Origin of the sequence: Nesterenkonia sp. LB17 (assembly GCF_022565915.1) — a bacterium.
GTDB lineage: Bacteria > Actinomycetota > Actinomycetes > Actinomycetales > Micrococcaceae > Nesterenkonia.
Genome location: NZ_JAJOYX010000001.1, coordinates 411,559 through 436,824, shown reverse-complemented (window position 1 = coordinate 436,824; position 25,266 = coordinate 411,559). Strand labels below are relative to the sequence as shown.

The following is a 25,266-nucleotide window of genomic DNA, read 5'->3' as shown; positions in this document are numbered from 1 at the left end:
TCTCATCGTTGCTTCACCTGCGGTGACCAGAGTGGTCTTCCATGAGCATCACCGCAGTCCTCTATTCACACGACTCAGTCGGACTGGGCCACGCCCGCCGCAACCGGGCCCTCGCCCACGCCCTCGCCGCAGACCTCCCGCGGCTGACCGATCAGCCGGTGCGCGGACTGCTGATCGCAGGGCATCCGGACGCGACCGCAGACTCGCTGCCCCAGGGCTGGGACTGGCTGGTCCTCCCCGGGTTCACCCGCACCGCTGAGGGCTACGCCTCCAGGAACCTCGATGTGAGCAATGAGCGGCTCTCCTCGCTGCGCCGCTCCACCGCTGCCGCCGCCATCAAGGCCTTGTCCCCCGATCTGTTCATCGCAGATCGGCACCCGTTCGGGGTCGACGGGGAGCTGCTGGACTCGCTGGCCTGGCTGCGTGCCCAAGGCACCCGCTGCGTGCTCGGCATGCGCGAAGTGCTGGACTCCCCCGCTGCCGCTCGCACCGAATGGGCCCGGATCGGCGGAGCATCTGCCGCCGCGAAGTTCTATCACGCGGTCTGGGTCTACGGGGATCCCCTGATCTACAACCCGATCACCAGCGGTGAGATCCCTCAGCCGCTGGCAACCCGGACCCGGTTCACCGGCTACCTCAGCCACGGGCGCCCCACCGACGAGCTCTCCGACTCCAGCGTCCGTGCTCGTGAGCCCTATGTGCTCTCCATGGTCGGCGGAGGCTCCGACGGCGGTCGGCTTGCCCTGGCGGCCGCGCAGGCTCGGGTCCCGGCCGGGCATCGACACATCATCCTCACCGGACCACAGATGCCCCTGGGTGACCACACCAGCGTGGAGCGCGCCGTCGCTGCCTCCCCAGACTCCGCCAACATCCAGGTCACCCGGCTGGCACCGCATGTCCCTGCGCTGGTGCGCGAGGCCGCCGCCGTCGTCTCCATGGCGGGGTACAACTCCACGGCCGAGATCATGGCCACCACCACCCCAGCGCTGCTGGTGCCTCGGGCCACCCATCGGGCGGAGCAGCCTCGCCGAGCTCGGGCGCTGGCCGCCGTGGGCGCCGTCGACATCCTGGCCGCCGGGGAGCTCAGCGCAGCGGCGCTGAGCCGGTGGCTCGGCGACGCGGTGACCCGGCGCAGCGACCGCGGCGCGGTGGACCTTGACGGGCTGACCCGGATCGGAGCGCTGGCGGTCGCGGAGCTGGCGCTCGGACCCGCGGCGGTGCGACGCGCGGCTGCCGATCACACCCAGCAGCCCGCACCCGTGACTTCTCCCGCGAGCGCTGCAGCCGCTGCTCGTGCCCACGCGCCGTCCCCGGCGCCCTGCGCCGCCACACCCCTGACTCCCCAAACTGCCGAAGCGAGGTCCAATTCTCATGTCCGTTGAGCACACCGTCGAGACAACCCCCGCACCGACCCATGACCCGTGCAACGGCACGCCCGCGGTCCCGCGCGATCACGTGGTCGGGTATGTGCTGAAGATGTATCCGCGCTTCTCGGAGACCTTCATCGTCTCGGAGATCCTGGCCAGGGAAGCCGCCGGTGAGCAGATCGTGATCTTCTCGCTGCGGCCGAGCACCGACGCCCGCTTCCATCCGGAGCTGGCCCGGGTCAAGGCTCCGGTGATCCAAGTGCCGCGCAGCTCCACCTCCTCGAAGCTGTGGGCCCAGCTGGCCCTGGCCGCTGCGTCCCCCGCCTTGGCCCCCGGGCTGCAGCGCAGCCTTCCGGAGCTGCTGGCGGCCGGACACGACGACGCACAGCAGGCCGTCGGTCTGGCCCATGCCGCCCACCAGGCGGGAGTCACCCACCTCCACGCGCACTTCGCCTCGATCGCCACGACGGTGGCGCGGCTGGCCGGCCGGATCAGTGGTCTGCCGTATTCGTTCACCGCCCATGCCAAGGACATCTTCCATGAGGACGTGGACCAGCATGAGCTCCAGGCGAAGCTGGCGGAGGCTCATCACGCGATCACGATCTCCGGCTACAACCTCGACGACTTGCGCACCCGATTCCCTGCGGCGGCCCAGCGGCTGCATCTGGTGCGCAACGGCCTGGAGCTCTCTCGCTTCCCCTTCACACCGAATCTCGGAACTCAGCCTGCCCCAGACCCCAGCCTCGAGAGCCCACCGCGTCCTGCCCGACTGCTGGGCATCGGCCGGCTGGTCGAGAAGAAGGGGTTTCATCTGCTCATCGAGGCGGTGGCCAGGCTGCGCGACGAGGGCCTGGACGTGCAGGCCGACATCGCGGGGGACGGGCCCCTGGCGAATCATCTGCAGCAACAGATCGACGACGCCGGGCTGAGATCCTCGGTGCGCCTGCTGGGGCCCTGCACCCAGCAGGAGGTGGCTGAGCTGCTGGGCTCTCATGACGTCTTCGTGGCCCCGTTCGTCATCGGGGCCGATGGGAACGCCGACGGCCTGCCCACCGTGCTGCTCGAAGCCATGGCGCGCGGCATCCGCTGCGTGGCCGCCGAGGTGACAGCCGTGGGCGAGGTGGTCCGCCCCGGTGAGACCGGGTGGCTGGTCCCCGCCGGGGATGTCACGGCCCTCACCGCCGCGGTGGCCGAGGCGATCACGACCGACCCGGGGCATCTGCGCATGCTCGAGGCCGGGCGCACCCTGATCGAGCAGAACTTCGACTCCGCCGCTCAGTCACGCCGGCTGCAGGCCCTGGTCAGCGATCCCGCGTCCCCTGCGGCGCAGAACCGGCTCGCCGCAGTGCAGGAGCCGGTATGAGGATCGGCTACCTGCTCGCTGACCCCGGCATCGGTCTCTTCGGCTCCAAGGGCGCGAGCGTGCACGCCCAGGAGATGATCCGCGCGTTCAGGACACTGGGTCACGAGGTCACCGTCTTCTGCACCAAGCGCGGCGATAAGCACGATGACCCCACCACCGTTTCGGTCCCCGCGGATCTCGCGGACCTGCCGGTCTTCGTGGTCCCGATCTCCGGGAGCGAGGGTGCTGCCGCCCGGGAGGTCGCCGTCGGCCGCAACGCCGCCAGAATGGCCGACCTCGCTGTCGAGGGCGACTTCGATCTGCTCTACGAGCGGTACTCCCTGTTCTCAACCGCCGGCGTCGAGGCCCGAGGGCGCAGCACGGCCCGGCTGGTGGTCGAGGTCAATGCTCCATTGCTCACCGAGCAGCAGCGGCACCGCAGCCTCCACGATGTGGCATCCGCAGAACGGTCCACCCGGGAGACCTTCGCCCAGGCTGACCTGCTCTCCTGCGTCTCCGCGCCGGTGGCGGACTGGGCGCGGGGGATGCTCTCCGCGGAGCCCCACGAAGGGGCCCCGCCGGTGCGGGTGACCCCGAATGGAGTGGATCCGGCACGGTTCTCCGCACGGCGCCCTGACCTGCGACGCACAGATGCAGGGACGACTCAGCAGGACACCGTGACCATCGGGTTCCTCGGCACCCTGAAACCCTGGCACGGCACCGACCTGCTGCTGCGCGCGTTCGCCCAGGTCCTGGAGCGCAGACGTTCCCAGGCTCTCGGCGCGGATGCGCCCCAGCCGGATCTGCGGCTGCAGATCATCGGCGGCGGACCCGAACGAGAGCGCCTGGAGTCCCTCTGCGCCGAGCTGGGCATCGGCGAGCGCGTGGAGTTCAGCGGATCGGTGGCCCCGGCACGGGTGCCGCGGCTGCTGTCCGGCCTGGACATCGCGACCGCTCCATACCCCGCCACCAGCACGCGGGACGAGCACTACTTCTCCCCGTTGAAGGTCTACGAGTACCTGGCCGCCGGGGTGCCGGTGATCGCCTCCGCGCTCGGTGAGCTGACGCGGCTGCTCGAGGGCGGCTCGGCGGGAGCGTGCGGGGAGACGGTTCCGCCCGGTGACCCTGACGGACTCGCGCAGGCGCTGATCCGGTTGGTCGAAGACCCCGCGCGGCGTGCCCGGATGGGGACCGCCGGGCGCAGCCTCGTGGAGGACGAGCACAGCTGGGTGCAGCGCGCACAGGACCTGCTCGCGGAGCTCCCTGCCCTGGAGGTGACCAAGCGATGAGTCGACGATCCGACGCCAGGTCCTCCCGCACGCTGCACCGCCGCGGGGTCATGCGCACCTTGCGCATGGTGCTGCCGCACCTGGGAGAGCACAAGCTCCTGATCGCCCTTGGACTGCTGGCACTGATGGGCGACGTCGCGTTCCGCGTGCTCGAACCGTGGCCGGTGAAGTTCGCCGTGGACGCAGTCTCCGAGGCGCTGGGGGCCCGGGTCGAGGAGACCATCGACTCCAGCCACAACGTGGAGGGGATGATCATCTTCTGGGCGTTCGCGCTGGCGCTGATCGTCGGCGGCCGGGCGATCTGCAACTACGCCTCGACCATCGCCTTCGCCAAGACCGGGGTGAAGGTCGCCGCGAGACTGCGCAGCAGGGTCTTCGACCACATCCAGTCGCTCTCGCTGCGGTATCACTCCAAGGCCTCCATCGGTGACACCTCCCAGCGACTCGTCGGGGACATGGGCCGGCTCCAGGAGGTCGCCGTGACCGCGGGTCTTCCCATGGTGGGAAATCTGCTCACCCTGGTGACCCTGCTGATCGTGGTGCTGATCCTGAACCCGCTGCTCGCGCTGATCGTGATCCTCACCGGCGTCGGATACCTGCTGGCGAGCAGGGTGCTGAGCCCGAAGATCACCTCGGCCTCCCGCTCCACCCGCAAGGGTGAGGGCCAGCTGGTCGGTGATGCCGCCGAGGCGCTGGGCGCCATCCGCGTGGTGCAGTCCTACGGCCTGGAGAAGACGGTGGCCTCCGGCTTCGCCGCCGGCAACGCCAAGGCGCTCAAGGCCGGTATCCGGGCACGGAAGCTCGCCGCCCGGCTGGAGCGCTCCACCGATCTGCTGGTCGGCATCGCGACCGCTGTGGTGCTGGGCTTCGGCGGTTGGCAGGTGCTCCAGGGGTTCATGACCCCCGGGGACATGGTGCTGTTCCTGCTCTACCTCAAGATCGCGATGAAGCCGCTGCGCGATATGGCGAAGTACACCGGCAGGATCGCCCGCGCCACAGCCTCCGGTGAGCGCATCGCGGATCTCCTCGACGAAGAGATCGAGATCCAGGACCCCGAGGATCCGCTGCCGCTGGGACGCGCCTCTGGAGAGCTGACCTTCTGGAACATCAGCGCGAACGACCATCGCGGCACGCCGTTGTTCGAGACGCTCAACCTGAGCATCCCGGCGGGTCAGCGCGTGGGGCTGCTGGGGCCCTCCGGCGCGGGGAAGTCCACCCTGGCCGGGTTCCTCCTCCGCCTCGCCGATCCGGAGGCCGGCTCGGTGCTGGTGGACGGGTACTCCGCGCGCAACGTCACCCGAGCCGACCTGCGGCGCAACATCGCGATCCTGCTCCAAGAATCGGTGCTCTTCAGCACGTCAGTGCGAGAGAACATCCGCTACGGCCGGCAGGACGCCACCGACGTCGACGTCGAGGAGGCGGCCCGGCGGGCCGGTGCCCATGACTTCATCATGGCGCTGCCCGAGGGGTATGAGACCGAGCTCGGAAACCGCGGGGACACGCTCTCCGGCGGGCAGCGTCAACGCGTGGCGATCGCCCGGGCGCTGGTCCGCGACGCGCCGATCATCCTGCTGGACGAACCCACCACCGGCCTGGATCCCACCTCACGGGGAGTGGTGGAGAACTCGATCCGCGAACTGACCCGCGGACGCACCACGGTGGCGATCACCCATGACCTCAGCATGATCCAGGATCTGGACCGGGTGCTCTGGCTCGAGGCCGGACGCATCCACGAGGACGGCACCCCCACGGAGCTGCTCGCCGATGCACACTCGCGGCTGGCGCAGTGGGCGGCCACCCAGCGCAGCGCCGCAGACTCCGGGGCCGGGACAGCGGAACAGCTCAATCCACCGGATCCGACCGCGGCTGCGGGTGGGACTGAGTCAGCAGAGCAGACGGTGCCGACGGACAGGACAGCGCAGGTGAGTCGATGAGCCAGCCTCACACAGAATGGACCGCCGCCGATGAGGCTGCCGCTCAGGCGTCGCGCATCCCGGGGGCCCGCACGTTGCTGGACCCCCACGCGCTCTCGGAGCTGCTGGACCAGCCGGCCACCATCACCCGGGTCAGGATCAAGACCGGACATTCGGTGGTCGCCGCCTTCACCACCGACGACGCCGAACCCGGGTGGGCGATGCTCACCGTCCACGAGGACAAGCTCAACAAGGCCCGACAACGGGCAGCCGATGCTGATGGGCTGGCGCGGTTCTGCGTGCACTCGGAGCACCCGCCGCATCTCTTCAGCGGGAGCCTGTGGGCAGACCCCGTGCTGGGCAAGGACCTCACCGAGGCGCGCCAGGCGTTGAACGGTGCGACGGCTGCCGAGGCGCCCTGGAAGATCCTGCGATACAACCCTCGTCGACGGGTCGTGGCCGCGGTGCCGCCCACCGGTCCCGGGCACGGCGAGAAGATCCTGCGGGTCGCCGCCAGGGGCACCGCCCCTGCGTTGTCGACGGCTCAGCGCTGGCGAGAGCTGGGCCTGCCGCTGGTGCGCAGCACCCCGGTGGGCGGGCGCGGCACCGCCACGAGTGCGCCGCTCTGGGGTTGGGCCGACCTGAGCAGCAGCGCGTATGCTCCGGCCGCGACCACGGCGGGGGCGGCTCTGGGCCGGCTGCACCGGCACACCGCCGGATCCCGGCGAGACCGTCTTCCGATCCAGCCGAGCGGTTCTGCGAGCGCCGTCGCCGCCATCGCGCCGTGGCTTGCGGATGCCGCCTGGGGCCTGGCGGACCGGGTTCGCGCCGCAGTCGACGCGCTGCCCCCGGGCCCGGACTCGGAGCTGCACGGGGATCTCTCCCCCGATCAAGTGGTGATGGCCACGCCTGAGAGTCACAAGATCAGACTGATCGACTTCGACCGCTCCGGCGTCGGTGATCCGATGCGCGATGTGGGCAGCTGGGCCGCCTCCTGCCGCCGGCTGCGGCTGGAACCGCTGATCAGCTCTTTCCTGGAGGGCTACTGCGCGGACGAGGCTCCTGACCTGCGGCGGATCGCTGTCTGGGAGGCCTACGCCCAGCTGAGCTCCGTCACAGATCCGTTCCGGCACCGTGAGCCCGAATGGGCTGACCGGATGCAGACCACGCTGAGCCTGGGCGAGGAGGCGCTGAAACGATGACCAGACTCCCGATGACGAACTTCGCGCTGCCCCCCACCGTTCTCACCGACCAGGGCCGGCCGATGCGTGTGACCCGGGCCTGGCCGCGCCCAGAGCAGGCAAGGCTCTCCTTGGAATGCGAGGACGCAGGCCAGCGCCGCGCCGGTATCTGGGACGGTGCCAGCGCAAGCCTGCAGCCGCTGGGCGCCGATGCTCGGCTGGCCGACCTCGAGGAGTTGGCCCGCGGCGGCGTCGTCGTCTCTCACCGACCCGGAAAACGGGCGGTGGTGCGGCGCGAGGACCAGTTCATCAAGGTGGTTCGGCGCGGCCGCACCCGAACCATCCTGGACGGGATCGAGCGGGCGGACGCGTTCACCGAGTACTTCCGCACCCCCGCGGTGCTGGCGCACACCCGGTCCACGGTGACCTTCGGCGCGCTGGAGGGATCCAGCCTGCACGAGCCGAGAAGGCTGGGTCCGCAGCGGTGGGAACGAGCCTGGGCCGAAGTGCTCAGCGCCTGGTCCCGGTCGGTCTCCTCCTCCGCCGCCGAGGCTTCCAGCAACGGGGGTTCCGACCTCCCCGGCATCCCGGAGCACTCGGCGGATCAGGAGATCGTGGTGCTGGCGCACTGGGCCCGGCTCGTCGAACCCTTTGTCCATCCCGCAGACCAGATGTGGCGCAGCGTCGAACGCATCAGCGAAGACCTCGCGCAGCTGCCTCAGGGGCAGCTGCGCCCGGCCCACCGCGACCTGCACGACAAGCAGCTGCTCTGGAGCCCGCAGAACGGACCGGGACTGCTCGATGTGGACACCGCCTGTCTGGCAGATCCGGCCCTGGACCTGGGCAACCTGCGAGCCCATGCTCGACTGCGGATGCTCCAGGGCATCTGGGAGCGGCACGCAGCCAGGACGGTGGTCAGCGCGGTCGACGCGACGGCGGCGCGGCTGAAGGTGCCGGGCAGGTCCTTGGCCGTCTATGAGCGTGCCGCGGTGCTGCGTCTGGGATGCGTCTATGCCGTGCGGCCGGCCTACGTCGAGGTCGCAGCCGCGATGCGGGCCCACGTGGCGCTGCCATAGCGAGCCGCACCCAGTCGCAGCGCTGAGGGAAGATGAGAATCTTCTCATCCTGGTCTCACGCCTTGCTCACCTTGCAACACGATCATGGAAGATGAGATGAGGAGCCGCTGGTCGGCGTCGAGCAGAGAGGACCTGCGCATCATGAACAGGCAGACAGGCTGGATCATCACCGGGGCCCTGAGCATCGCGGCGCTCGGCGGCACGGTGGCCGTGGCTGAGCTCAGCGGTCCCGACCAGACACAGGATCTCGGCGACGCCTTGGAGGTGACCGGTGAGAGCGAGTCCGCCTCCTCCACCGATCGGTCTACCGATTCCTCCGCCGGCGAGCCGGCTCGCGCCGGCTCAGCACCCTCCGCCACGTCGCCGACCTCAGCACCCTCGGCGGCATCGGCCGAGGAGTCCGCTTCCCGGAGCCCCGCCGCCGTCACCCCGGCACCGCCTTCGACCTACCAGCAGCCACCGCTGGAATCAGCATCCTCCTGGTCCCCGGTCAGTCCGCTCTCCCCGGAGAGCTGGTCCCCGGTGACCCCGGTCAGCTGGTCCCCGGTCTCGGCCGTCAGCTGGTCAGCCGCGTCAGCGGCCAGCTGGTCCCCACCCTCGGCCCCGAGCTGAGTCAGTCTCTCCCCGCCTCAGTGCGGCCGGCCGCGTCAGACGTCGAGCCGATAGCCGACTCCGCGCACGGTCTGGATCGCCCCGGCACCGATCTTCGCACGCAGGTATCTGACGTAGACGTCCACCAGGTTCGATCCCGGATCGAAGCTGTAGCCCCAGACCCGTTCAAGCAGCTGCTCGCGGGAGAGCACCTGTCCGGGGTGGCGCATGAAGGTCTCGGCCAGGGCGAACTCCCGGGATGAGAGGTCATGCTGCTTCTGCGCCACGGCGATCCGCCGCCCATGCAGATCCAGCACCAGCGCGCCTACGGTCAGCTTGGTCGGCTCCTCCGCCGAGCCTCCGCGCAGCCGCAGCCGGATCCTCGCGAGGAGCTCATCGATGCTGAACGGCTTCGGCATGTAGTCATCGGCCCCTGACTCGAGTCCGGCCACGGTGTCGGCCGGGGTGCTGCGGGCTGTCAGGATGATCACCGGCGCTCCGAAGCCCTGACCGCGCAGTCGTCCCAGCAGGCGCAGCCCATCCTCATCGGGCAGCCCGAGATCGAGGACCGCGAGGTCCACCGAGTTGTTCAGCGCGTATTCGAACCCCTCCGACGCCGAGGCGCCGCGCAGCACGGCGTAGCCGGCCGCGCGCAGTCCCTTCTCGACGAAGGACGCGATCCGGTCCTCATCCTCGATGAGCAGAATCTGGGTCATCCATGGCTCCTTGTATCGATCGGCAGCGGCGCGGTGGCGTCGTCGTCGGGGGTCTGTTCGGCGTCCTGGCTCGGCTCCCGGATGTCAGCGGCGCCGCTGTCGCGCGGGATGACCACGGTGAAGCGTGCGCCGACGCCGGGCGCGGACTGGAGGTCCACGCGCCCACCGTGCGCCTGCGCGATCGCGGCCACGATCGGAAGCCCAAGGCCAGATCCAGGTCTGGAGGTGTCGGTGCGCCCGAAACGGTGGAAGATCCGCTCCTGGTCCTCCGCAGCGATTCCCGGTCCCTGATCGCGGACGAAGATCCGGATCTCTGTGGCGGTGAGCTCCGACCCCAGCGCGATCACCGAGCCGGGAGCGGAGAACTTCACCGCGTTGGCCGCCAGCTGCAGCCAGGCCTGGGTCAGCCGCTCGCGGTCCACCCAGGCGGCGCCCTCGACGCGTGACTCCACGATCCAGCGGTGCCGGCCCAGGGCGAGCGCCTTGTCATAGACCTCGTCGGTCAGCGTCCCGATATCGGTGGGCGCGCGCTGCACGAAGCCCGGGCGACCGGCCTGGGCGAGCGTGGTGAGGTCATCGATCACACGGTTCATCCGGGTCAGCTCGTCCAGGGTCAGCTCGCGGGTGGAGGTCACGTCCTGCCGGTCACCGGCGTCGAGGACCTCCAGGTGTCCACGCACGATGGTCAGCGGGGTGCGCAGCTCATGGCTGACGTCGTGGATGAGCTGGTCCTGGGCCTGGAACGACTCCTCGAGCCGGTCGAGCATCTCATTGACAGATTTGGTCATCTCGGTCAGGTCGTCCCTGCCGGTGACCGGGATCCGTTCGGAGAGGTCTTCGCGGCCGATATGCCGGGCGGCGGAGGCCAGCACTCCCACCGGGTGCAGCAGTCGTCCGGCGATCGCGCCGCCCACGATGGCCACCACGCCCAGGGAGAGCAGCGCCACGGCGGCATAGATGAGAAAGCCCTCGGCGAAGACCCTCTTCTCTGCGGTGATGTCATAGGCCATGACCAACGCGCCCACCTGCGGCTCCTCCGCGGTCTCGGTCGACTCGTCAGCGGCGGGATCTGGTGCGTCGGGGTCCGGGGCGTCTGCTGCGACGTTCCCCTGTACCGGGACGATCGCCGTGCGGTAACTGGTGGTCGCAGTCTCGATGGTGACCACGGTGGCCCGTTCGCTGAGCGCATGGGACTCCAGGGCGCGCAGCAGCTGCTCGTCCTCCTCCAGCCGCACCGGGGTGACCGGCGAGGTGAAGGCCACCTCCCCATCCACCAGTCCCACGATCCCTTCATTGCGGGTCGGGATGATCCGCTCCATCGCGGTGCGCACCAGCTCCGCCGGGGAGCTGAACGGCTCACCGGTGCCGGGGTCCACGCCGACCTCATGCAGGACCCGGAACTGTTCGGCGTCGGCCGCCAGCTCGGCGTCGATGCGCCCTTCAACCTGCGCCTGCTGGATCGCGAACGCGGTGTAGCCCGAGACTGCCAGCGCCAGCGCCGCGAGTCCGACGACCGCGGCGAGGATCCGCGCCCGCACGTTCAGCGGGCCCGATCGCCATCCGCGGGGCACACTGCGCCGTGGGCCCGGGACCTCGGCGGACTCCGGACCTGAGTCAGCATCAGGCTGGCGTGAGTGGCTCATCGTGTTCAGTTTCTCATTCAGATCGCCTTGAAGAGGCCCTTCATCGATGAGAGTTCTTTCATCTGTGTGCGAGAGGATGGCGCCATGGCTGAGCATCAGGTGCGCGGGGATCTGCTGGGCGTGCTGCGCGGGCCCGAGGCCGAGACGCTGCTGCGGCAGTCCCTGGACACCTCCGGCATGGAGATGCGCAGCTGGGAGCTGGAGCAGATCTACGCCCGGCCCGGTGCCGAGATCTCGGCCCGGTACCGAGTCCAGTGTGCCGCTCCCGGCGCCGAGGCCCCGACCGGGCCGACCGCGGCCGCCGAGCGCAGGGAGCTGACCGTGGTGGCCAGCACCGTGGCGCTGACCCCGCAGCAGCGCCGCAGCATGGGCGCAGTCCGGGCCGACTCCCTCCAGGGCACCGTGCACCTGTGGGTGCACCCGGTGGACCCGGAGCTGCCGGGGCTGTTCGTGGTGGAGCACCCCGCCGCCTCCCCCGGGGGTGGTCTGGGCAGCCGCGAGCTTCCGGGCGATGCCGAGCTGGAGTCACGGCTGAGCATGGTTCTCGGAGAACAATGCAGGCTCAAGGGTCTGCAGATGCTGGTGCTTCGTCCCCTGCGCCGGGCCGTCTACCGGGCGTTGGTCTCCTCGGCCCGGGGTCAGCGCGTGGTCTACCTGAAGGTGGTCAGACCCGCGCGGGTGCAGGCACTGCTCGAACGTCACGGCTGCTCTGTGCTGATCCCGGCCATCGCCGACGCCGGGGACGGCATCCTGGTGATCGACCAGGCGCCCGGGCTGGCTCTGACCCATCACCTCTACCGCCCCACCTCCCAGGCCGACTCCCCGGTCGACATCGTCCTGCCCGACCCGCAGGTGCTGATCAGGGCGCTGGAGACGCTGCGACCAGAGACTCTGAGAATGTCGCCCCGGGTGCCCGCGGCGCAGCGGCTCGACGGTCTCGCGGAGTCTGCCACCGCGGCGGGGGCTGATCCGCACCGGGTGCAGCGGCTGCGCGAGCGCATCGGCTCAGCCCTGCGCGAGACGCCTGGCCCGGTCGTGCCCACGCACGGGGACTTCCACCCGGCCAACCTGTTCCTGGATGAGGCGGCGCAGCACCCGATGGGTCTCATCGATGCGGACACCGTGGGACCGGGCTACCGGGCCGACGACCTCGCCACCATGCTGGGGCACCTGCTGGTGCTGCCGAGCATCGACGCGGAGGGGTACGCCGCAGTGCCGGAGTTCGCGCAGCGCTTCCACTCGCGCTGCCTGATCGACACAGACCGCATGGATCTCGGCGCACGCACAGCGGCGGTGCTGCTCTCCCTGCTGCCGGGGGCGCGCAGCCCTGAGCAGCGCGAGCATCACCTGCACTGCGCGGAGACGCTGCTGCGGCCGCTCAGTCCTGCGGGTCAGCCTCGCTGAGCCAGACCTGCGTGGGACGGATGAAGAGCAGCACCAGCGCCACAGCTGCCGGCGCCAGGACGGCCAGGCCGATGAGGCTGGCGCCTCCGGAGAAGAAGCTGAAGGAGAGCACCACGATCAGCAGCTGGAGCACCATAGCCGGAGTGCGGGCACCCTGGGCGCCGAGGAAGATCCTGAAGCCCAGCACCACCATGATCAGCCCGAAGAGCACATAGAGCACCACCAGGGCGATCTGACCGGCGGTGTCCAGCACCTGCGGCGGTGAGGCCACGGCGCCGGCGATGGCGTTGAAGGCCACCGTGAGGCCCTGGACGAAGAGGATCAGGAAGATCACCCACACAGCCAGCGGTCGGGGCCGCGCCTGGACGAAGCGCCGCGGCGGCCGCGGGGCGTTGAAATCCGGCTGGACGGAGTCATCTGAGGCCATATCTCCATTGAACCACCCGCGGACCGCGCGCAGGGCCGCCGCACTCCCGCGCACCGGACCCTAAAGAGGACCCTCTGACGTGGAGCTTCTCTGCAGCCTGGGAATCCTGTGACAAAGTACACACTGTTTCGGGGTCATTTCAGTAGTGCGAAGTCTTGTTTGCCAGCCGTTAACATGCCAACGTTGATTGCGTACTTATTCGGGATGGCAGAACACCTCACCCGAGGTCTGGAGCCGTACAGCAGTCCAGGCACTGCGGATCATCTGGACCGTGGAACATTCTGTCGCCTGGAAGCGGATGTGACTCCCTGGAGACTCATGCTCGAGCACCTCACCATGAGGCTCGGTCGAGGAATCGCCGCTGAACACCCAATGACCCGAACATCGGCGCCCTCGAGGCGCCCTAGGAGTAGTGATCCCATGGATTGGCGCAGCCGAGCAGCCTGCCTGGACAAGGACCCGGAGCTTTTCTTCCCCGTCGGCAACACCGGACCGGCCCTGCTGCAGATTGAAGAGGCCAAGAGCGTCTGCCGCCGGTGTCCAGTGATGGACACCTGCCTGCAGTGGGCGCTGGAGACCGGTCAGGACTCCGGAGTCTGGGGCGGCATGAGCGAGGACGAGCGCCGGGCGCTCAAGCGCCGGGCCGCACGCGCCCGCCGCGCCTCCTGAGTCTCACCCACCACTCTTCAACGACGCGGCGAGTATCGGCGCACGGAGCTTCACCCGTGTCCCGGTCCTCGCCGTTTCTGTGCCCGCCTGAGGTTCCGAGCCGACGGCGGTGCCGCCGTCGGACGCGTCGCTTGCGGTCTCCCATTCGATGGATCCGGAGAGCTCCCCGCGGACCAGGGTGCGCACGATCTGCAGCCCCAGCCCAGGTTCCCATTCCTGCTCCGGCAGTCCCACACCGTCGTCGGTGAGCTCCAGCTCCAGGCGCTGACGCCCGGCGGCGTCGGCATGGCGCTGCACGCTCATGCTCACGTGCAGCTCCCGGTGCGCCGGATCCGGGCCGAATCCATGCTCCACCGCGTTGGCGACGATCTCGGTGATCACCAGCGCCAGCGGGGTGACCATATCGGGGGGCAGCTGCCCGAAGCTGCCTTCCAGCGCGGTGATCACCTGCCGGTCTGACTGGGCCATCTCGGCCGCCAGGTGCAGCTGGCGGCGCATCAGCTCATCGACGTCCACCGTCTCTTCCAGGCCCTTCGAGAGCGAGTCATGGACCATCGCGATGGTCTCCACCCGCCTCATGGCCCGGCGCAGACCCTCCCGGCCCTCCTGGGAGTCCATCCGCCTCGACTGCATCCGCAGCAGCGCCGAGACGGTCTGCAGGTTGTTCTTCACCCGATGGTGGATCTCCTTGATCGTGGCGTCCTTGCTCATCAGCTGCTTGTCGCGGCGACGCAGCTCGGTCACGTCGCGGCAGAGCACCAGCGCCGCAAAATGCTCGCCGCCACGAACCTCGCGGGCGCCGTTGCCTGACGAAGCGGCCGACGTCGCGCCGGAGCCGGGCGCCGGGCGGGAGGCCCGGTAGAGCGGGATCGAGCGCAGCGTCACCGCGGCGCCGTGGGCCTCCAGCTCGGCGCGCATCGCACGTCGGCCGGTGAGCATCATCGGCTGGGACTCATCGACCACCACTCCGGTGGCCCGCTGCAGCTCGGACCCGATGCCGGCCAGCGAGCGTCCCTCCAGGGTGTCGGAGACGCCCAGGCGCAGCAGCGCCGAGACCGCATTGGGCGAGGCGAAGGTGATCCGGCCCTCGGCGTCCAGTCGCAGCAGCCCGTCGCCCACCCGCGGGGCGCCGCCGTAGCCGGTGAACTCCTGGCTCGCATCGGGCCAGCGGCCCTCCGCCGCCATGACCAGCAGATCCTCGGCGCAGCGCCGATAGGTCAGCTCCAGCCGGGAGGGGCTGCGCATCGCGGCCACGGCGAAGTGCAGCGTGATCACCCCGACCGTGCGGCCGCGGTGCAGCAGCGGGATGGCCTGGACCCGCATCCGCGCCGGTGATGGCTGGCCCTGATCCGAGGAGTTCGTCTCCACCTGAGAGGTCCAGGCCCGCTCCACCATCGGCTTCAGGTCCGCGCGGATCCGATCCCCGACCACATCGCGGTGGATCAGGGTCTGCGTGGTCGAGGGCCGCGCCTGGGCCAGCGCGATGAAGGAGCGCTCCGCAGCGGAGAGGAACCCCTCCTCGGTGTGCGGGAACCACAGCACCACATCGGAGAACGCCAGATCCGAGATCAGCTGCCAGTCCCCCACCAGCGCGTGCAGCCACTCCACATCATCCTGGGAGAGGTGACGGTGTCCGACGAGCGGATCCTGGAAGACAGCCATATCAGGGCTCCTCGGTGCAGGCGGTGGTGGGAGAGACCAGACGACGACGGCTCACGAGTCGACCAGACCCCGCAGGTGCCGCAGCAGCACGGTCAGCGAGGCGATGTTGTCATCGGCCAGCGCGTCCACCTCGGCCACAAGCTTCTCGGCCCGCGCCAGCTTGGCGCCGTTGTCCTGCTTCCACTCCTCGAGCCGCTGTTCCGGCTCGGCCTCGGCGGAGGTGGCGCGCAGCACCGACGAGGCGATGTCCGCCATCGCGCCGTAGAGCTCGTCGCGCTGAGCTCCGCGGGCCAGGGCCTGCCACTTGTCCTGCCGGGGCAGGTTGGTGATCCGGTTCAGCAGCGAATCGGCGCTGAAGTCGGCATAGACCGCGTAGTAGACCCCGGCGACCTCGCGGGAGTCCAGCTCGAGGTCTCGGGCGAGGGTCGCGATGTCCAGCAGCGAGAAGGCCTCGAAGAGCTGGGAGACCCAGGTCGCCAGCTGCTCGGGCATCCCGGCCTCCAGCGCCTCGGCGTGGAGCCGCTCGACCCGTTCACGGTCGTCGCCGCGCAGGTAGCTGGTGAGCTCGCCGTAGAGCGGGGTGATGTGTTCGGAGTAGGTCTTCACGTCCTCGCGGACCGAGGTGCCGCGGCTGACGTGGTTGATGAACCAGCGCACCGCGCGGTCCAACAGCCGGCGCATGTCCCGGTAGGTGTTGGCCCAGGCGTCCCGGTCGAAGCTGACCGGCAGCTCTCGCATGGCTGCGTCGAAGTCCTCCAGCGCGAACAGCTCACGCACCGCCACGAAGGAGCGCACCACCTGCTCCTCGGCGGCGAAGGTCTCCTCGATGGCACGAAAGACGAACGCGGCTCCGCCGACGTCGATCACATCATTGGCCACCACATTCGCGATGATCTCGCGGTGCAGCGGGTGGCGGACGAGGTGATCGGGGAAGCGCTCGCGCAGCGGGGCCGGGAAGTACTGCTCCAGGGTGACTCCGAACCAGTCGTCATCGGGGACCGAGTTCTCCACCAGAGCGGCCTTGAGCTGGATCTTCGCGTAGGCGGCCAGCACCGAGAGCTCCGGAGAGGTCAGGATCCGCTGTCCCGCCGCGGCGCGCTCGGCGAAGACCTCATCGGTGGGCAGCACCTCGAGCTCCCGGTCCAGGCCCACGGTGTCCTCCAGCCAGCTGATCAGCCGCTGAAAGCTCGGCGACCACTCCCCCACCCGGTGTCGGTCGGTCATCAGCAGCACGTTCTGGTCCCGGTTGGTCTCCAGCACATGGGCGGCCACGTCTTCGGTCATCGAGCTGAGCAGCTCGCTGCGCTCGTCCGCGTCGAGGTGACCCGACGCCACCAGCTGGTCGATCAGGATCTTGATGTTGACCTCATGGTCAGAGCAGTCCACCCCGGCGGAGTTGTCGATGGCGTCGGTGTTCAGCAGCACCCCGTTCTGGGCCGCCTCGATCCGGCCTGCCTGGGTGAACCCCAGGTTGCCGCCCTCGCCGACCACTCGTGCGCGCAGCGACCCGCCGTCGACCCTGATGGCGTTGTTGGCGCGGTCGCCGACCTGATCGTGGGTCTCGGTGGAGGCCTTCACGTAGGTCCCGATCCCGCCGTTGTAGACGAGGTCCACCGGCGCCTTCAGCAGCGCGTTGATCAGCTCCGGGGGCGTGAGCTGCGTCTGCCCCTCGGGCAGGTCGAAGCGGCGGCGCATCGGCTCGGTGACCTCGATGGTCTTCGCGGTCCGCGAGAAGACCCCGCCGCCCGCGGAGATCAGCTCCAGGTTGTACTCCCCCCAGCCGGAACGCTGGGCCGCGAAGAGCCGCTTACGCTCGGCGAAGCTGTCCGCGGCGTCGGGGTCCGGGTCGATGAAGATATGCAGGTGGTTGAACGCCGCGACGAGCCGGATGTGCTCGGAGAGCAGCATCCCGTTGCCGAAGACGTCACCCCCCATATCGCCGATGCCCATGACGGTGAACTCCTCGCGCTGGGTGTCCAGGCCGAGCTCGGAGAAGTGCGACTTCACCGATTCCCAGGCGCCCCGGGCGGTGATGCCCATGGCCTTGTGGTCATAGCCCACCGAACCGCCGGAGGCGAAGGCATCGCCGAGCCAGTGTCCGTACTCCTTGCTGATCGCGTTTGCGGTGTCGGAGAAGGTCGCCGTGCCCTTGTCGGCGGCGACGACGAGGTAGGCGTCGTCCCCGTCATGGCGGATGACCCGCTCGGGGTGGGTGATGACCATCTGCCCGTCGACTTCGCTCTGGTTGTCCGTGATGTCCAACAGGGCGCGGATGAAGATCTTGTAGGCCGCCTGGCCTGCCTCGGCCCACGCCGAACGGTCGACGCTGGGGTCCGGGAGCTGCTTGGGAAAGAAGCCTCCCTTGGCCCCGGAGGGCACGATCACCGCGTTCTTCGCCATCTGCGCCTTCACCAGACCCAGCACCTCGGTGCGGAAGTCCTCCCGCCGGTCGGACCAGCGCAGACCGCCGCGGGCGACCTTGGCGAAGCGCAGGTGCACGCCTTCCACCTGGGGCGAGTAGACCCAGATCTCGTGGGCCGGGCGAGGTGCCGGTGCGGCGTCGATGGTCGCCGGGGTCAGCTTCAGCGAGAGCCAGTCGCGACCCTGGTAGAGGTTGGTGCGCTGGGTGGAGTCGATGAGGTTCAACAGGGCGCTGAGCACCCGGTCCGCGTCCAGCGTGCGGACCTGCTCCAGCGCCTCGACGACCCGCTCGCGCGCCGTCGCGCTCTGGGCCTCCCGGTCGCCTTCGAGATCGGGATCGAACCGGGCCTTGAAGTAGTCCACCAGTGCGGTGGCCATCTCGGGGTTCTGCAGCAGCGAGTCGGCCACGAAGCTGTAGGAGTTGGTGCTGCCGAGCTGGCGGTAGTACTTGGCATAGGCGCGCAGCACGGTGACGCTGCGGATGCTCAGGCCAAGCCGCAGCACCAGCTGGGAGAAGATGTCCGACTCTGCCCGACCCATCAGCACCTGCTGATAGGCCTCCTGCAGCAACCCGATCGTCGCGTCCACGTCGACCGACTCGGGATAGAACAGCCCCAGGTCGTAGAGGTGGAAGGTGGCACCGTCGGGACAGTCGAGCGTATAGGAGCGCTCGTCGAGCACCTCGAGCCCGAAGTCATCGATCACCGGCAGGGTGTCCGTCAGCGTCTTGGGCTCGGTGAGGTAGAGCTTCAGCCGCATGTCTGCCACACCGCTCTCCCCAGAGTGGTAGAAGCTCATCCGCGGCACAGCCTGACCTTCGGCGGCGGCTGACTCCAGGGCCTCGAACTGGGCGGCGTCGGCGAGCGCATCCTCGACCTCGTAGAGCACCCGGTAGTCGTCCGGGAACGCCTCGCCCCACCGTGCGGCGACGGCCTCGGCATGGGAGGAGGAGTATCGGCTCCGAGCCTCGGCGGCGATCCCCTCAGACCAGGAGCGCACCGCCCGAGCCAGCCGCTGCTCCAGCTCCTGCTGGGTGCCGGTGGGCTCAGCGGCGTCGTCGGCCAGGCGAAGCCGGAAGAAGACCCGGGCCAGCACCGAATCGGTGAGCCGGACGTTGAAGTCGATGGACTCCGCGTCGACATGCGCCAGCAGCTCCTGTTCGATGCGGAGGCGCACCGCCGTGTTGTACCGGTCCCTGGGGAGGTAGACCAGAGCCGTCATGAATCGGCCGTAGTGGTCCCGGCGCAGGAAGAGCTTGACCCGGCGACGCTCCTGAAGCTGCATGATCTGCCAGGCGGCCTCCTCGATCTCTTCGATCTCCATCTGCAGCAGCTCATTGCGCGGATAGGTCTCCAGGATCTGCATCAGGTCGTTGCCGGAATGCGAGTCCGGGGCGAAGCCGGAGCGGCGCAGCAGCTGTTCGGCGCGGGAGCGCAGCAGCGGGATGTTCACGATCGATTCGCTGTAGGCGCGCTCGCTGAACAGCCCGATGAACCGGCGCTCGCCCTTGACGGTGCCGTCCGCGTGGAAGGTCTTGACGGCCACGTAGTCCATGTAGGTGCGACGGCGCACGGTGGAGCGCGAGTTGGCCTTGGTGATGACCAGGGCGCGGCGCTGCCCGGCGCGCTGCCGACCGGCGGCGGAGAGTTCGGTGGAGCGCCGGGTGATCGGCTTGCCGTTCTTGTCGGCGAGGATCCCGAGGCCGGTCCCGGTGACCGGATCCAGGTGCACCGACCCGTCGGGATAGTCGGCGAGCTCGTATTCTCGATAGCCCAGGAAGAGGAAGTTCCCGGCGCCCATCCACTCGAGCAGATCGGCCGACTCCTGGGACTCTGGGAGGTCGCTGGCCTCGCGCAGCGAACGACCGGCGGCCTGAGCCTGGGCGACCATCCGGTTCTGATCCCGGTGGCTGGCTTTGACGTCGATCAGGATCTTCTGGAGTCCGGCGACCAGGGTCTCCGCGTCCTCGGCAGAGATCACCCGATCGAGCTCGATGGTGATCCAGGATTCGATCTTGACCAGGTGCTGCTCATCGAACACCGCGGTGAGGTTGGGCAGGGTCTGGGTGTCGCCTGAGGAGACCCCGCGGTGCTCGGACGGCAGGGACTTCACCGAGACCAGCTGGCCGGTGTCGGTGCTGCGGCTGCTCAGCAGGATCGGGTGGACCACCAACGAGATGCCGTGGCCGTGGCGGGTGACCTCTGCGGTGACCGAGTCCACCAGATAGGGCATGTCATCGGTGACGACCTGGACGAGGCTCTTGTCCCCGACGCGGGCCACCTGGACGACCGGGGAGGAGCCGGTCCGGGTCTCGGCGAGGTGCAGGTGTTCGCGCACCCGCTGATGCTGGCGGTCGGCGCTGACCTGGTGGCGATCCTCACTGGCGATGTGGGCGTAATACGCATCGGTCAATGTCTCAAGATCGGCGTCATTGCTGGTCCAAAGAATTGTCTCGGCGGGCATGTGTACTCTCACTCTTTCTGCAGATTTGGAGTACGCGTGGTCCCCCGCTCCGGAGCCGGAGACCGCGCGTTGCCTGTGCCGCTCAGCCTACCGTCTGCCCCGCCGGAACAGGCCTCGACGGCGCACCGAGAGATCGACGCCGGCGAGGCGGGCGATGCTGCGCCGCAGCGCTGAATTCGGGGCGGCCTCGGCGAGGACCTGCCCGGCCAGCAGGGAGGCATCACAGCCCGCCGCGTCCCAGGGCAGGAACGCGTGGATCTGGGCGGCGGGGCCGAGCCGGATCCAGGTCTGGCTGAGCTGATCCCGTGGTGAGCGTCCGATCACCTCGCTGCGCACCTTGTTGATCACCACCTCGGGCTCGGCCAGCGTCGAGGACTCGACGGCGAGTTCCAGAGCCTCCACCGCCTTGACCAGTCGCGGGAAGCCCACCGGGTCAGCGGCCCCGACGGCGAGGATCCTGTCCGCGAGTCCCAGGCAGGTCAGGGTCGCGGCGTTGCGCTGCGGGGCGGTGGTGTCGAAGCTGAGCTCCTCGTCCTCCTCGACCGGGGCGGCGACGTCGATGATCACATGCCCGTAGTGGTTGCGCACCAGTTCCAGCACCGCGGTGAGGCTGCGTTCGCGCAGCTCCGGCCAGCGCTGGGCCCGCGGCAGTCCGGAGAGCAGGCTGAGCCGTGCGCCGCTGATCTGCACGGAGATCGTCGCCGCGTCGAGCGCGGCAGAATCGAGCCTGCCCAGGTCAGCGGCCCGGCAGACCCTGGCCAGTCCGGCGGTCTCCTCCATCAGTCCCAGCTGCGCCACCAGCGAGGCGGCGATGGTGTCGGCGTCGATCAGCAGCACCGAGGCGCCCTGGATCGCGAGCTCGGCCGCGAGGTTGACCGCCACGGTGCTGCGACCGGGGCTGCCCGGGGCGCCCCAGACCACGGTGATTCCGGGTGCCGCATGGCCCAGCGTGGAGGGCGGCCCGCCGTCGTCGTGGTCTGTCGGGTCGTCTGTCTCCACGCCGCCGGGATGGACTCCAGCACCGTCGGCGGTCTGGAGCGTGCTGGGGCTCGCATCGGCAACGGCGGAGGGGCAGCCGCTGGTCGGACCCAGACCGGCGGCGGCGAACTCTGTGACGGTTCCGTCGCTGAGCTCTCGACCCTGCAGGGCCTGCGCCAACGCCGCCGGGCCGACCTCGTCGGTGAAGGTGGGCACCCCGAGCCGCTGCAGCCGGCTCCGTTCCTCCGCGACGTGTGAGACGACCACGACGTGCGTGCCGCCGGCCTGGAGCTCACCGAGCACCGTGGCGGTGAGCTGGTGGGTCTCCCCGATGACCAGCGCGGCATCGGCCCGACCGGCCCGGCAGACGGCGATCAGCTCTGGAAGGTCCACGCAGCGTCGCTCGATCGTGACGGGACCGTGGAGGCCTTCGACGGCGGCGATGTGGTCCACGCTCAGCCGACCCATGGTCACCACGGCCCACCGACTCATCTAGGCCTCGTCCTCTGGCTCTGGCTCAGGACCTGTCTCTTGCTCCTGCTCCTGATCTTGCTCGGCATCTGCCTCGGCTCCGGCCGGGACCACGGACAGGGTGGAGGCCGAACTGGTGGCGCCCAGCAGCGCGGGCAGCTCATCCGGCTCCACCAGCAGCTCCACGATGACGCGCTCCTGGGCGCCGAAGGTGCTGCTGGACTCGGTGATCACCGAGACCTGGGCCGCGGCGGCGATCTGCTCCACCCGGACCTCCTGGTGGGCCCCGAGCGCTCCGGCGTCGGCGGCCCAGACGTCGACGAGGCGTCCCGGCTCCACGCCGCGGGCGAGCGTGTGCTCCACCGCGATCGTCATCGCCTGCCGTCCCTGGGGGTCTTCCTCGGCAAGCGCGCGACGCGGGATCAGCTCGCCCTCATCTACCATGGCGATGAACTCGGCACCGTCCGGCAGGCCCCCGCTGACCGTCAGGTATGCCTCGGAAAGCTCGTCGATCTGCACCTGGACCACGCGCAGATCCTCGGTGGCCAGCCGGTCACCCACGGTGAGCAGCCGGTCGGCGGCGTAGACCTCGGTGGTGTGATTCTGCGTGGTCATCAGCGCGATCACTCCGGAGACCGAGAGGGCCACGATGAGCACGCCTGCGAGGAGCCGGGGATCTCTCCAGCTGGGCCGGCGCAGGCGCTGCCCGGCGGGCACGGATCTGGGCGCCCCGGGCGTCTGCGGACGCGTCCGGGAGTCTGCGCTCGGCGGCGAATGGGGCTCAGGCATGGTGTCTCCCTGGCTGACGGCCCGCCAGCGCGGGCGCACAGGCTCAGCGTAGATACAGGCTCCTCAGAAGACAACGGGTGAAGCAGAACCTGTGCAGAAGGTTTGTGCCGCTGCCGCGTGGGAGAACTCGGATTCCGCCGCCACTGCATGGGAGAATGACGTGAAACGACATCAAACGACATGCGGAATCACGGAGGCTCATGATGCGACGGTTCTTGACCCTCCCCGATGTGGCTGAGGCGCTGAACATCTCGATGTCGCAGACTCGGGCCCTGATCAAGACCGGCGACCTGGAGGGAATCCAGATCGGAGGTCGCGGTCAGTGGCGGGTCGAGGAGGCGAAGCTCGATGAGTACATCGAGCGCCAGTACGCGGCCCAGCGCGCGGCCCGATCGGCTGAAGCCCCCGAGACTCCGGGCGCTTCAGCGATCGAGGACCGGTCGGGCTCAGCTCAGTCCTGAACGGGGCGAGAGCTGCTCGACGTCGGCGCTCTCGCTGCGGAACCAGGCCACCGCGTGAAGCGGGATGACGCGCGCTGATCGCGCTCCCCCGCCCTGACTGCCCCGGGGCAGCAGATCATCCCGCCGCGTCGGAGCGATCTCCACGAAATCCCGGCCTGCCGCGGCGATGAGGCCTGAGGCCAGCAGTCCCTGCGTCCCGAAGACGCTGACCAGTTCGCGGTCTCGAGCCAGTCGCCGCAGCGGCGCCGTGATGCTCAGTCGCCTTCGCGAGGCGCTGGGCTCGCTGCGAGCAGCCGCGCGGGCCATGCCATCGACGGCCAGGATGCTGGTCAGCGGCACCAGGACGCTGTGCGGGAGCACAGCGCCGGCCAGCCAGTCCGCACCGACTGCGCCGACGCGCACCACGAGGCGCTGACCGCCCGCGATCTGCAGACCCAGCTCCCGCTCGCGGTGCGCCCGCAAGCGTTCGGCGAACTCGAGCCGAGAGGCTTCCAGCCTGGAGGCCTCCGCGGCCGCGGCAGTGAGCTCGGCGGTCTGCGCGGCCTCCAACTGGGTCTCGAGATCCTCGAACAGTGCATCCCAGCGCATATCGGTCCCATCTCCACGACCTGCTGTCTGGCCCTGAGAGTACACGATCCGCCGTCACCTCTATTGCAGAGCCGATGAGATTGTGTACACTCAAAAAATATCAAACAGTACTAAATAGCACTCATCACTGACCAGGATGGGCACCATGAGCATTCGCAGCCGAGATCTCGCCTCACCATCCTCGGTGAGGGCAGCCCCCGATGGCAGACTTCAGGATCTGCTGCTGAGCGCGGCGTTCATCGCCAGCGGCCCGGTCCTGTGGTGGTGCGGCGCCGCGATCCTCAGACATCAGCCCGATCTCTGGATGCAGTCCGCCCAGCTCCGAGGTCTCCACGGCATCGAGGTGGCGGAGGCCCTGTTGGGACTGCTCGCTGCGGCATCGGGACTGCTCATCAGCCTCGGCGCGAGCATCGCAGTGCTGGCCGTGCTCACCCAGCAGATCGCCCGCCGGTGCGGCGCCTGGCGGATGGAACGGGTCCTCGCGCAGTTCAGCCCTGGATTCCTGCGGCGCAGCGCGGCGCTGGCCCTGGGCGCCGGGCTGGCTCTGACCACCGTGGCGGCGGATTCCTGGCCCCGGGCGACGACGACCGAGGCCGTCTCTGTGCTGGACGACGGGGCGGCGGGTGACGCGGCGGGCGGGGATCCAGACTCCGCCCTGTTCGACACCACCGCACCACACGATGGTCCCAGCCCCGAACCTGACCGAGGCGCTCCATCACACCCGGAGGCACCCGACTCAGGACTGTTCGTCCCCGAGGCGCCGATCCACGATCGACTTCAGGGCCGGTCGCAGCGCCAGGAGTCGGAGCCCGAGCAGGTCGTGGTCCGGCTGGGGGATTCGCTGTGGGACATCGCCGCGGAGCACCTGGGACCTGACGCCACGGATTGGGAGATCGCCGCGAGCTGGCCCGAATGGTATGCGGTGAACCGGGACCGCATCGGCACCGACCCGGGCATCATCCTTCCGGGAACGATCCTGGACGTGCCGGACTCGTAGCCCCCGGACCAGCCGCACCGCAGATCAGACGATCCGAGGACCAGCGACCGACGCACCAGCGACCCAAGAACCGACGACCCATACGGGAGAGATCATGTCAGTGAGCCCAGCCGGTCAAGAGCCCTCATCTCAGCCAGGCCCCCGGGGCCCTGCGCGGGAGGATCCCATGGAGGCGCTGCGCGCCTTCCTCGACGCGGATCCGCAGCTTCGCGGGCGCACCACCGTCATCCCGGCCCCGGGATCTCCGCGGCACGACCCGGGACCGGTCGCGACGGCGGGCTATCGGCTCATTCGAGAAGATGAGGTCCCGGCGCTCATGCGGCGACTCCGCGGGGAGCGGGAGCCTGCGGGGAATCCTCGACCCCCGGGTGAGTCGCCCACCGCGCTTGCCACCTATCGGGAGGAGCGCCGGCAGATCTGCGCCATCTCCCGCATCGTCTGCCAGGTCACCACTGAGGTGCTTCTGGGCCTGCGCCCGGCCAGCCAGCTGCAGCGGTGGCTCGATCTCGAGGTGCAGCAGAAGGTGGTCGAACGCGCCGCGCTGCTCGCGGAGACCCGCCGGTCCTCGCGCCGTGAAGCGGCAGGCCGGGGAGACCGAGGCGCGGCCGGCTCCGCGGAGACGATCCCGCGACCCCAGCCGTTGACCTTCGGGCACCTGCGTGCGGAACGCATCACCCGGGGCGCATGGGAGGTCGCAGTGGTGTTCGCCGACGGCAAGCGCATCCGAGCCTGCGCCCTGCGGCTGGAGGCCCACCGGCGTCGATGGCGCGTGGTCGCCATGGAACTGGGCTGAGGTGGTCTCCGACCGCAGCCGGGGA

At 69.5% G+C, this 25,266-nt stretch carries 20 protein-coding genes; 12 read left to right on the top strand and 8 right to left on the bottom strand.

Features of this window, described 5'->3' with window-relative positions:
• The first annotated feature begins 41 nt into the window (after positions 1–41).
• The 7 genes from LTH96_RS01920 to LTH96_RS01890 all read left to right on the top strand — a co-directional run bounded on the left by LTH96_RS01920 (position 42) and on the right by LTH96_RS01890 (position 8,780).
• Entirely contained in the window at positions 42–1,382 is a 1,341-nt protein-coding gene (locus tag LTH96_RS01920) for a glycosyltransferase family protein (RefSeq protein ID WP_241463980.1), read from the top strand.
• Positions 1,372–2,730 carry a glycosyltransferase family 4 protein gene (locus LTH96_RS01915; protein ID WP_241463978.1) on the top strand — a complete coding sequence of 453 codons (1,359 nt, stop codon included), beginning with the start codon at positions 1,372–1,374 and terminating at the stop codon, positions 2,728–2,730. The genes LTH96_RS01920 and LTH96_RS01915 overlap by 11 nt, the downstream gene beginning before the upstream one ends.
• Positions 2,727–3,998, top strand: a complete 1,272-nt coding sequence (locus LTH96_RS01910; protein WP_241463976.1) for a glycosyltransferase family 4 protein — start codon at positions 2,727–2,729, stop codon at positions 3,996–3,998. The genes LTH96_RS01915 and LTH96_RS01910 overlap by 4 nt, the downstream gene beginning before the upstream one ends.
• A complete protein-coding gene (locus LTH96_RS01905) occupies positions 3,995–5,932 on the top strand; it encodes an ABC transporter ATP-binding protein (protein ID WP_241463974.1) in 1,938 nt (645 codons plus the stop codon). The genes LTH96_RS01910 and LTH96_RS01905 overlap by 4 nt, the downstream gene beginning before the upstream one ends.
• Positions 5,929–7,113 (top strand): phosphotransferase family protein, encoded by a 1,185-nt coding sequence (locus LTH96_RS01900; protein WP_241463972.1) that lies wholly within the window; start codon positions 5,929–5,931, stop codon positions 7,111–7,113. The genes LTH96_RS01905 and LTH96_RS01900 overlap by 4 nt, the downstream gene beginning before the upstream one ends.
• Complete coding sequence (locus LTH96_RS01895; RefSeq protein WP_241463971.1) at positions 7,110–8,168, top strand: phosphotransferase family protein; 1,059 nt, start codon at positions 7,110–7,112, stop codon at positions 8,166–8,168. The genes LTH96_RS01900 and LTH96_RS01895 overlap by 4 nt, the downstream gene beginning before the upstream one ends.
• 141 nt (positions 8,169–8,309) lie before the next feature.
• Complete coding sequence (locus LTH96_RS01890) at positions 8,310–8,780, top strand: hypothetical protein (protein ID WP_241463970.1); 471 nt, start codon at positions 8,310–8,312, stop codon at positions 8,778–8,780.
• A gap of 35 nt (positions 8,781–8,815) precedes the next feature.
• Here the strand turns inward: LTH96_RS01890 and LTH96_RS01885 are convergent, their stop codons facing one another.
• Both LTH96_RS01885 and LTH96_RS01880 read right to left on the bottom strand, forming a co-directional pair.
• Positions 8,816–9,475 carry a response regulator transcription factor gene (locus LTH96_RS01885; protein WP_241463968.1) on the bottom strand — a complete coding sequence of 220 codons (660 nt, stop codon included), beginning with the start codon at positions 9,473–9,475 and terminating at the stop codon, positions 8,816–8,818.
• Positions 9,472–11,118: a cell wall metabolism sensor histidine kinase WalK gene (locus LTH96_RS01880; protein ID WP_241463966.1), complete on the bottom strand. Its 1,647-nt coding sequence runs from the start codon at positions 11,116–11,118 to the stop codon at positions 9,472–9,474. The genes LTH96_RS01885 and LTH96_RS01880 overlap by 4 nt, the downstream gene beginning before the upstream one ends.
• An 84-nt stretch (positions 11,119–11,202) precedes the next feature.
• Between LTH96_RS01880 and LTH96_RS01875 the strand changes: the two genes are divergently transcribed.
• On the top strand, positions 11,203–12,522 hold the full coding sequence (locus tag LTH96_RS01875; protein WP_241463965.1) for a phosphotransferase: 1,320 nt from the start codon (positions 11,203–11,205) through the stop codon (positions 12,520–12,522).
• Here LTH96_RS01875 and LTH96_RS01870 read toward each other — a convergent pair.
• Positions 12,497–12,949, bottom strand: a complete 453-nt coding sequence (locus tag LTH96_RS01870; RefSeq protein WP_241463963.1) for a hypothetical protein — start codon at positions 12,947–12,949, stop codon at positions 12,497–12,499. The two genes, LTH96_RS01875 and LTH96_RS01870, sit on opposite strands and share 26 nt — an antisense overlap.
• A 420-nt stretch (positions 12,950–13,369) precedes the next feature.
• On the opposite strand from LTH96_RS01870, the gene LTH96_RS01865 reads away from it, so the two are divergent.
• Entirely contained in the window at positions 13,370–13,618 is a 249-nt protein-coding gene (locus tag LTH96_RS01865) for a WhiB family transcriptional regulator (RefSeq protein ID WP_036474112.1), read from the top strand.
• A gap of 3 nt (positions 13,619–13,621) precedes the next feature.
• Here the strand turns inward: LTH96_RS01865 and LTH96_RS01860 are convergent, their stop codons facing one another.
• The 4 genes from LTH96_RS01860 to LTH96_RS01845 form a co-directional block, all read right to left on the bottom strand.
• On the bottom strand, positions 13,622–15,280 hold the full coding sequence (locus tag LTH96_RS01860) for a sensor histidine kinase (protein ID WP_241463961.1): 1,659 nt from the start codon (positions 15,278–15,280) through the stop codon (positions 13,622–13,624).
• A 51-nt stretch (positions 15,281–15,331) separates the two neighbouring features.
• Positions 15,332–20,164 (bottom strand): NAD-glutamate dehydrogenase, encoded by a 4,833-nt coding sequence (locus LTH96_RS01855; protein WP_241463959.1) that lies wholly within the window; start codon positions 20,162–20,164, stop codon positions 15,332–15,334.
• Positions 20,165–20,251: 87 nt separating this feature from the next.
• The gene (locus LTH96_RS01850; RefSeq protein WP_241463958.1) at positions 20,252–21,634 is read right to left on the bottom strand and encodes an AAA family ATPase; all 1,383 of its coding nucleotides are present in this window, start codon (positions 21,632–21,634) and stop codon (positions 20,252–20,254) included.
• Entirely contained in the window at positions 21,635–22,402 is a 768-nt protein-coding gene (locus tag LTH96_RS01845) for a hypothetical protein (protein WP_241463956.1), read from the bottom strand.
• A 203-nt stretch (positions 22,403–22,605) separates the two neighbouring features.
• Between LTH96_RS01845 and LTH96_RS01840 the strand changes: the two genes are divergently transcribed.
• Positions 22,606–22,863, top strand: a complete 258-nt coding sequence (locus LTH96_RS01840) for a helix-turn-helix domain-containing protein (protein WP_241464432.1) — start codon at positions 22,606–22,608, stop codon at positions 22,861–22,863.
• On the opposite strand, the gene LTH96_RS01835 is transcribed toward LTH96_RS01840, so the two are convergent.
• Positions 22,849–23,451, bottom strand: a complete 603-nt coding sequence (locus LTH96_RS01835; protein WP_241463954.1) for a hypothetical protein — start codon at positions 23,449–23,451, stop codon at positions 22,849–22,851. The two genes, LTH96_RS01840 and LTH96_RS01835, sit on opposite strands and share 15 nt — an antisense overlap.
• A 145-nt stretch (positions 23,452–23,596) precedes the next feature.
• On the opposite strand from LTH96_RS01835, the gene LTH96_RS01830 reads away from it, so the two are divergent.
• On the top strand, positions 23,597–24,448 hold the full coding sequence (locus LTH96_RS01830; protein ID WP_241463952.1) for a LysM peptidoglycan-binding domain-containing protein: 852 nt from the start codon (positions 23,597–23,599) through the stop codon (positions 24,446–24,448).
• Between the two features lie 166 nt (positions 24,449–24,614).
• The gene (locus LTH96_RS01825; protein ID WP_241463950.1) at positions 24,615–25,241 is read left to right on the top strand and encodes an Rv3235 family protein; all 627 of its coding nucleotides are present in this window, start codon (positions 24,615–24,617) and stop codon (positions 25,239–25,241) included.
• Positions 25,242–25,266 lie beyond the last annotated feature (25 nt).

What these genes read in the sequence shown, in the direction of transcription:
- LTH96_RS01860 (WP_241463961.1), bottom strand. Translation starts at nt 15,280, where the DNA reads ATGGCTGTCTTCCAGGATCCGCTCGTCGGACACCGTCACCTCTCCCAG.
- LTH96_RS01890 (WP_241463970.1), top strand. Translation starts at nt 8,310, where the DNA reads ATGAACAGGCAGACAGGCTGGATCATCACCGGGGCCCTGAGCATCGCG.
- LTH96_RS01855 (WP_241463959.1), bottom strand. Translation starts at nt 20,164, where the DNA reads ATGCCCGCCGAGACAATTCTTTGGACCAGCAATGACGCCGATCTTGAG.
- LTH96_RS01895 (WP_241463971.1), top strand. Translation starts at nt 7,110, where the DNA reads ATGACCAGACTCCCGATGACGAACTTCGCGCTGCCCCCCACCGTTCTC.
- LTH96_RS01885 (WP_241463968.1), bottom strand. Translation starts at nt 9,475, where the DNA reads ATGACCCAGATTCTGCTCATCGAGGATGAGGACCGGATCGCGTCCTTC.
- LTH96_RS01840 (WP_241464432.1), top strand. Translation starts at nt 22,606, where the DNA reads ATGCGACGGTTCTTGACCCTCCCCGATGTGGCTGAGGCGCTGAACATC.
- LTH96_RS01875 (WP_241463965.1), top strand. Translation starts at nt 11,203, where the DNA reads ATGGCTGAGCATCAGGTGCGCGGGGATCTGCTGGGCGTGCTGCGCGGG.
- LTH96_RS01910 (WP_241463976.1), top strand. Translation starts at nt 2,727, where the DNA reads ATGAGGATCGGCTACCTGCTCGCTGACCCCGGCATCGGTCTCTTCGGC.
- LTH96_RS01905 (WP_241463974.1), top strand. Translation starts at nt 3,995, where the DNA reads ATGAGTCGACGATCCGACGCCAGGTCCTCCCGCACGCTGCACCGCCGC.
- LTH96_RS01835 (WP_241463954.1), bottom strand. Translation starts at nt 23,451, where the DNA reads ATGCGCTGGGATGCACTGTTCGAGGATCTCGAGACCCAGTTGGAGGCC.
- LTH96_RS01920 (WP_241463980.1), top strand. Translation starts at nt 42, where the DNA reads ATGAGCATCACCGCAGTCCTCTATTCACACGACTCAGTCGGACTGGGC.
- LTH96_RS01830 (WP_241463952.1), top strand. Translation starts at nt 23,597, where the DNA reads ATGAGCATTCGCAGCCGAGATCTCGCCTCACCATCCTCGGTGAGGGCA.
- LTH96_RS01900 (WP_241463972.1), top strand. Translation starts at nt 5,929, where the DNA reads ATGAGCCAGCCTCACACAGAATGGACCGCCGCCGATGAGGCTGCCGCT.
- LTH96_RS01845 (WP_241463956.1), bottom strand. Translation starts at nt 22,402, where the DNA reads ATGCCTGAGCCCCATTCGCCGCCGAGCGCAGACTCCCGGACGCGTCCG.
- LTH96_RS01865 (WP_036474112.1), top strand. Translation starts at nt 13,370, where the DNA reads ATGGATTGGCGCAGCCGAGCAGCCTGCCTGGACAAGGACCCGGAGCTT.
- LTH96_RS01915 (WP_241463978.1), top strand. Translation starts at nt 1,372, where the DNA reads ATGTCCGTTGAGCACACCGTCGAGACAACCCCCGCACCGACCCATGAC.
- LTH96_RS01870 (WP_241463963.1), bottom strand. Translation starts at nt 12,949, where the DNA reads ATGGCCTCAGATGACTCCGTCCAGCCGGATTTCAACGCCCCGCGGCCG.
- LTH96_RS01825 (WP_241463950.1), top strand. Translation starts at nt 24,615, where the DNA reads ATGGAGGCGCTGCGCGCCTTCCTCGACGCGGATCCGCAGCTTCGCGGG.
- LTH96_RS01850 (WP_241463958.1), bottom strand. Translation starts at nt 21,634, where the DNA reads ATGAGTCGGTGGGCCGTGGTGACCATGGGTCGGCTGAGCGTGGACCAC.
- LTH96_RS01880 (WP_241463966.1), bottom strand. Translation starts at nt 11,118, where the DNA reads ATGAGCCACTCACGCCAGCCTGATGCTGACTCAGGTCCGGAGTCCGCC.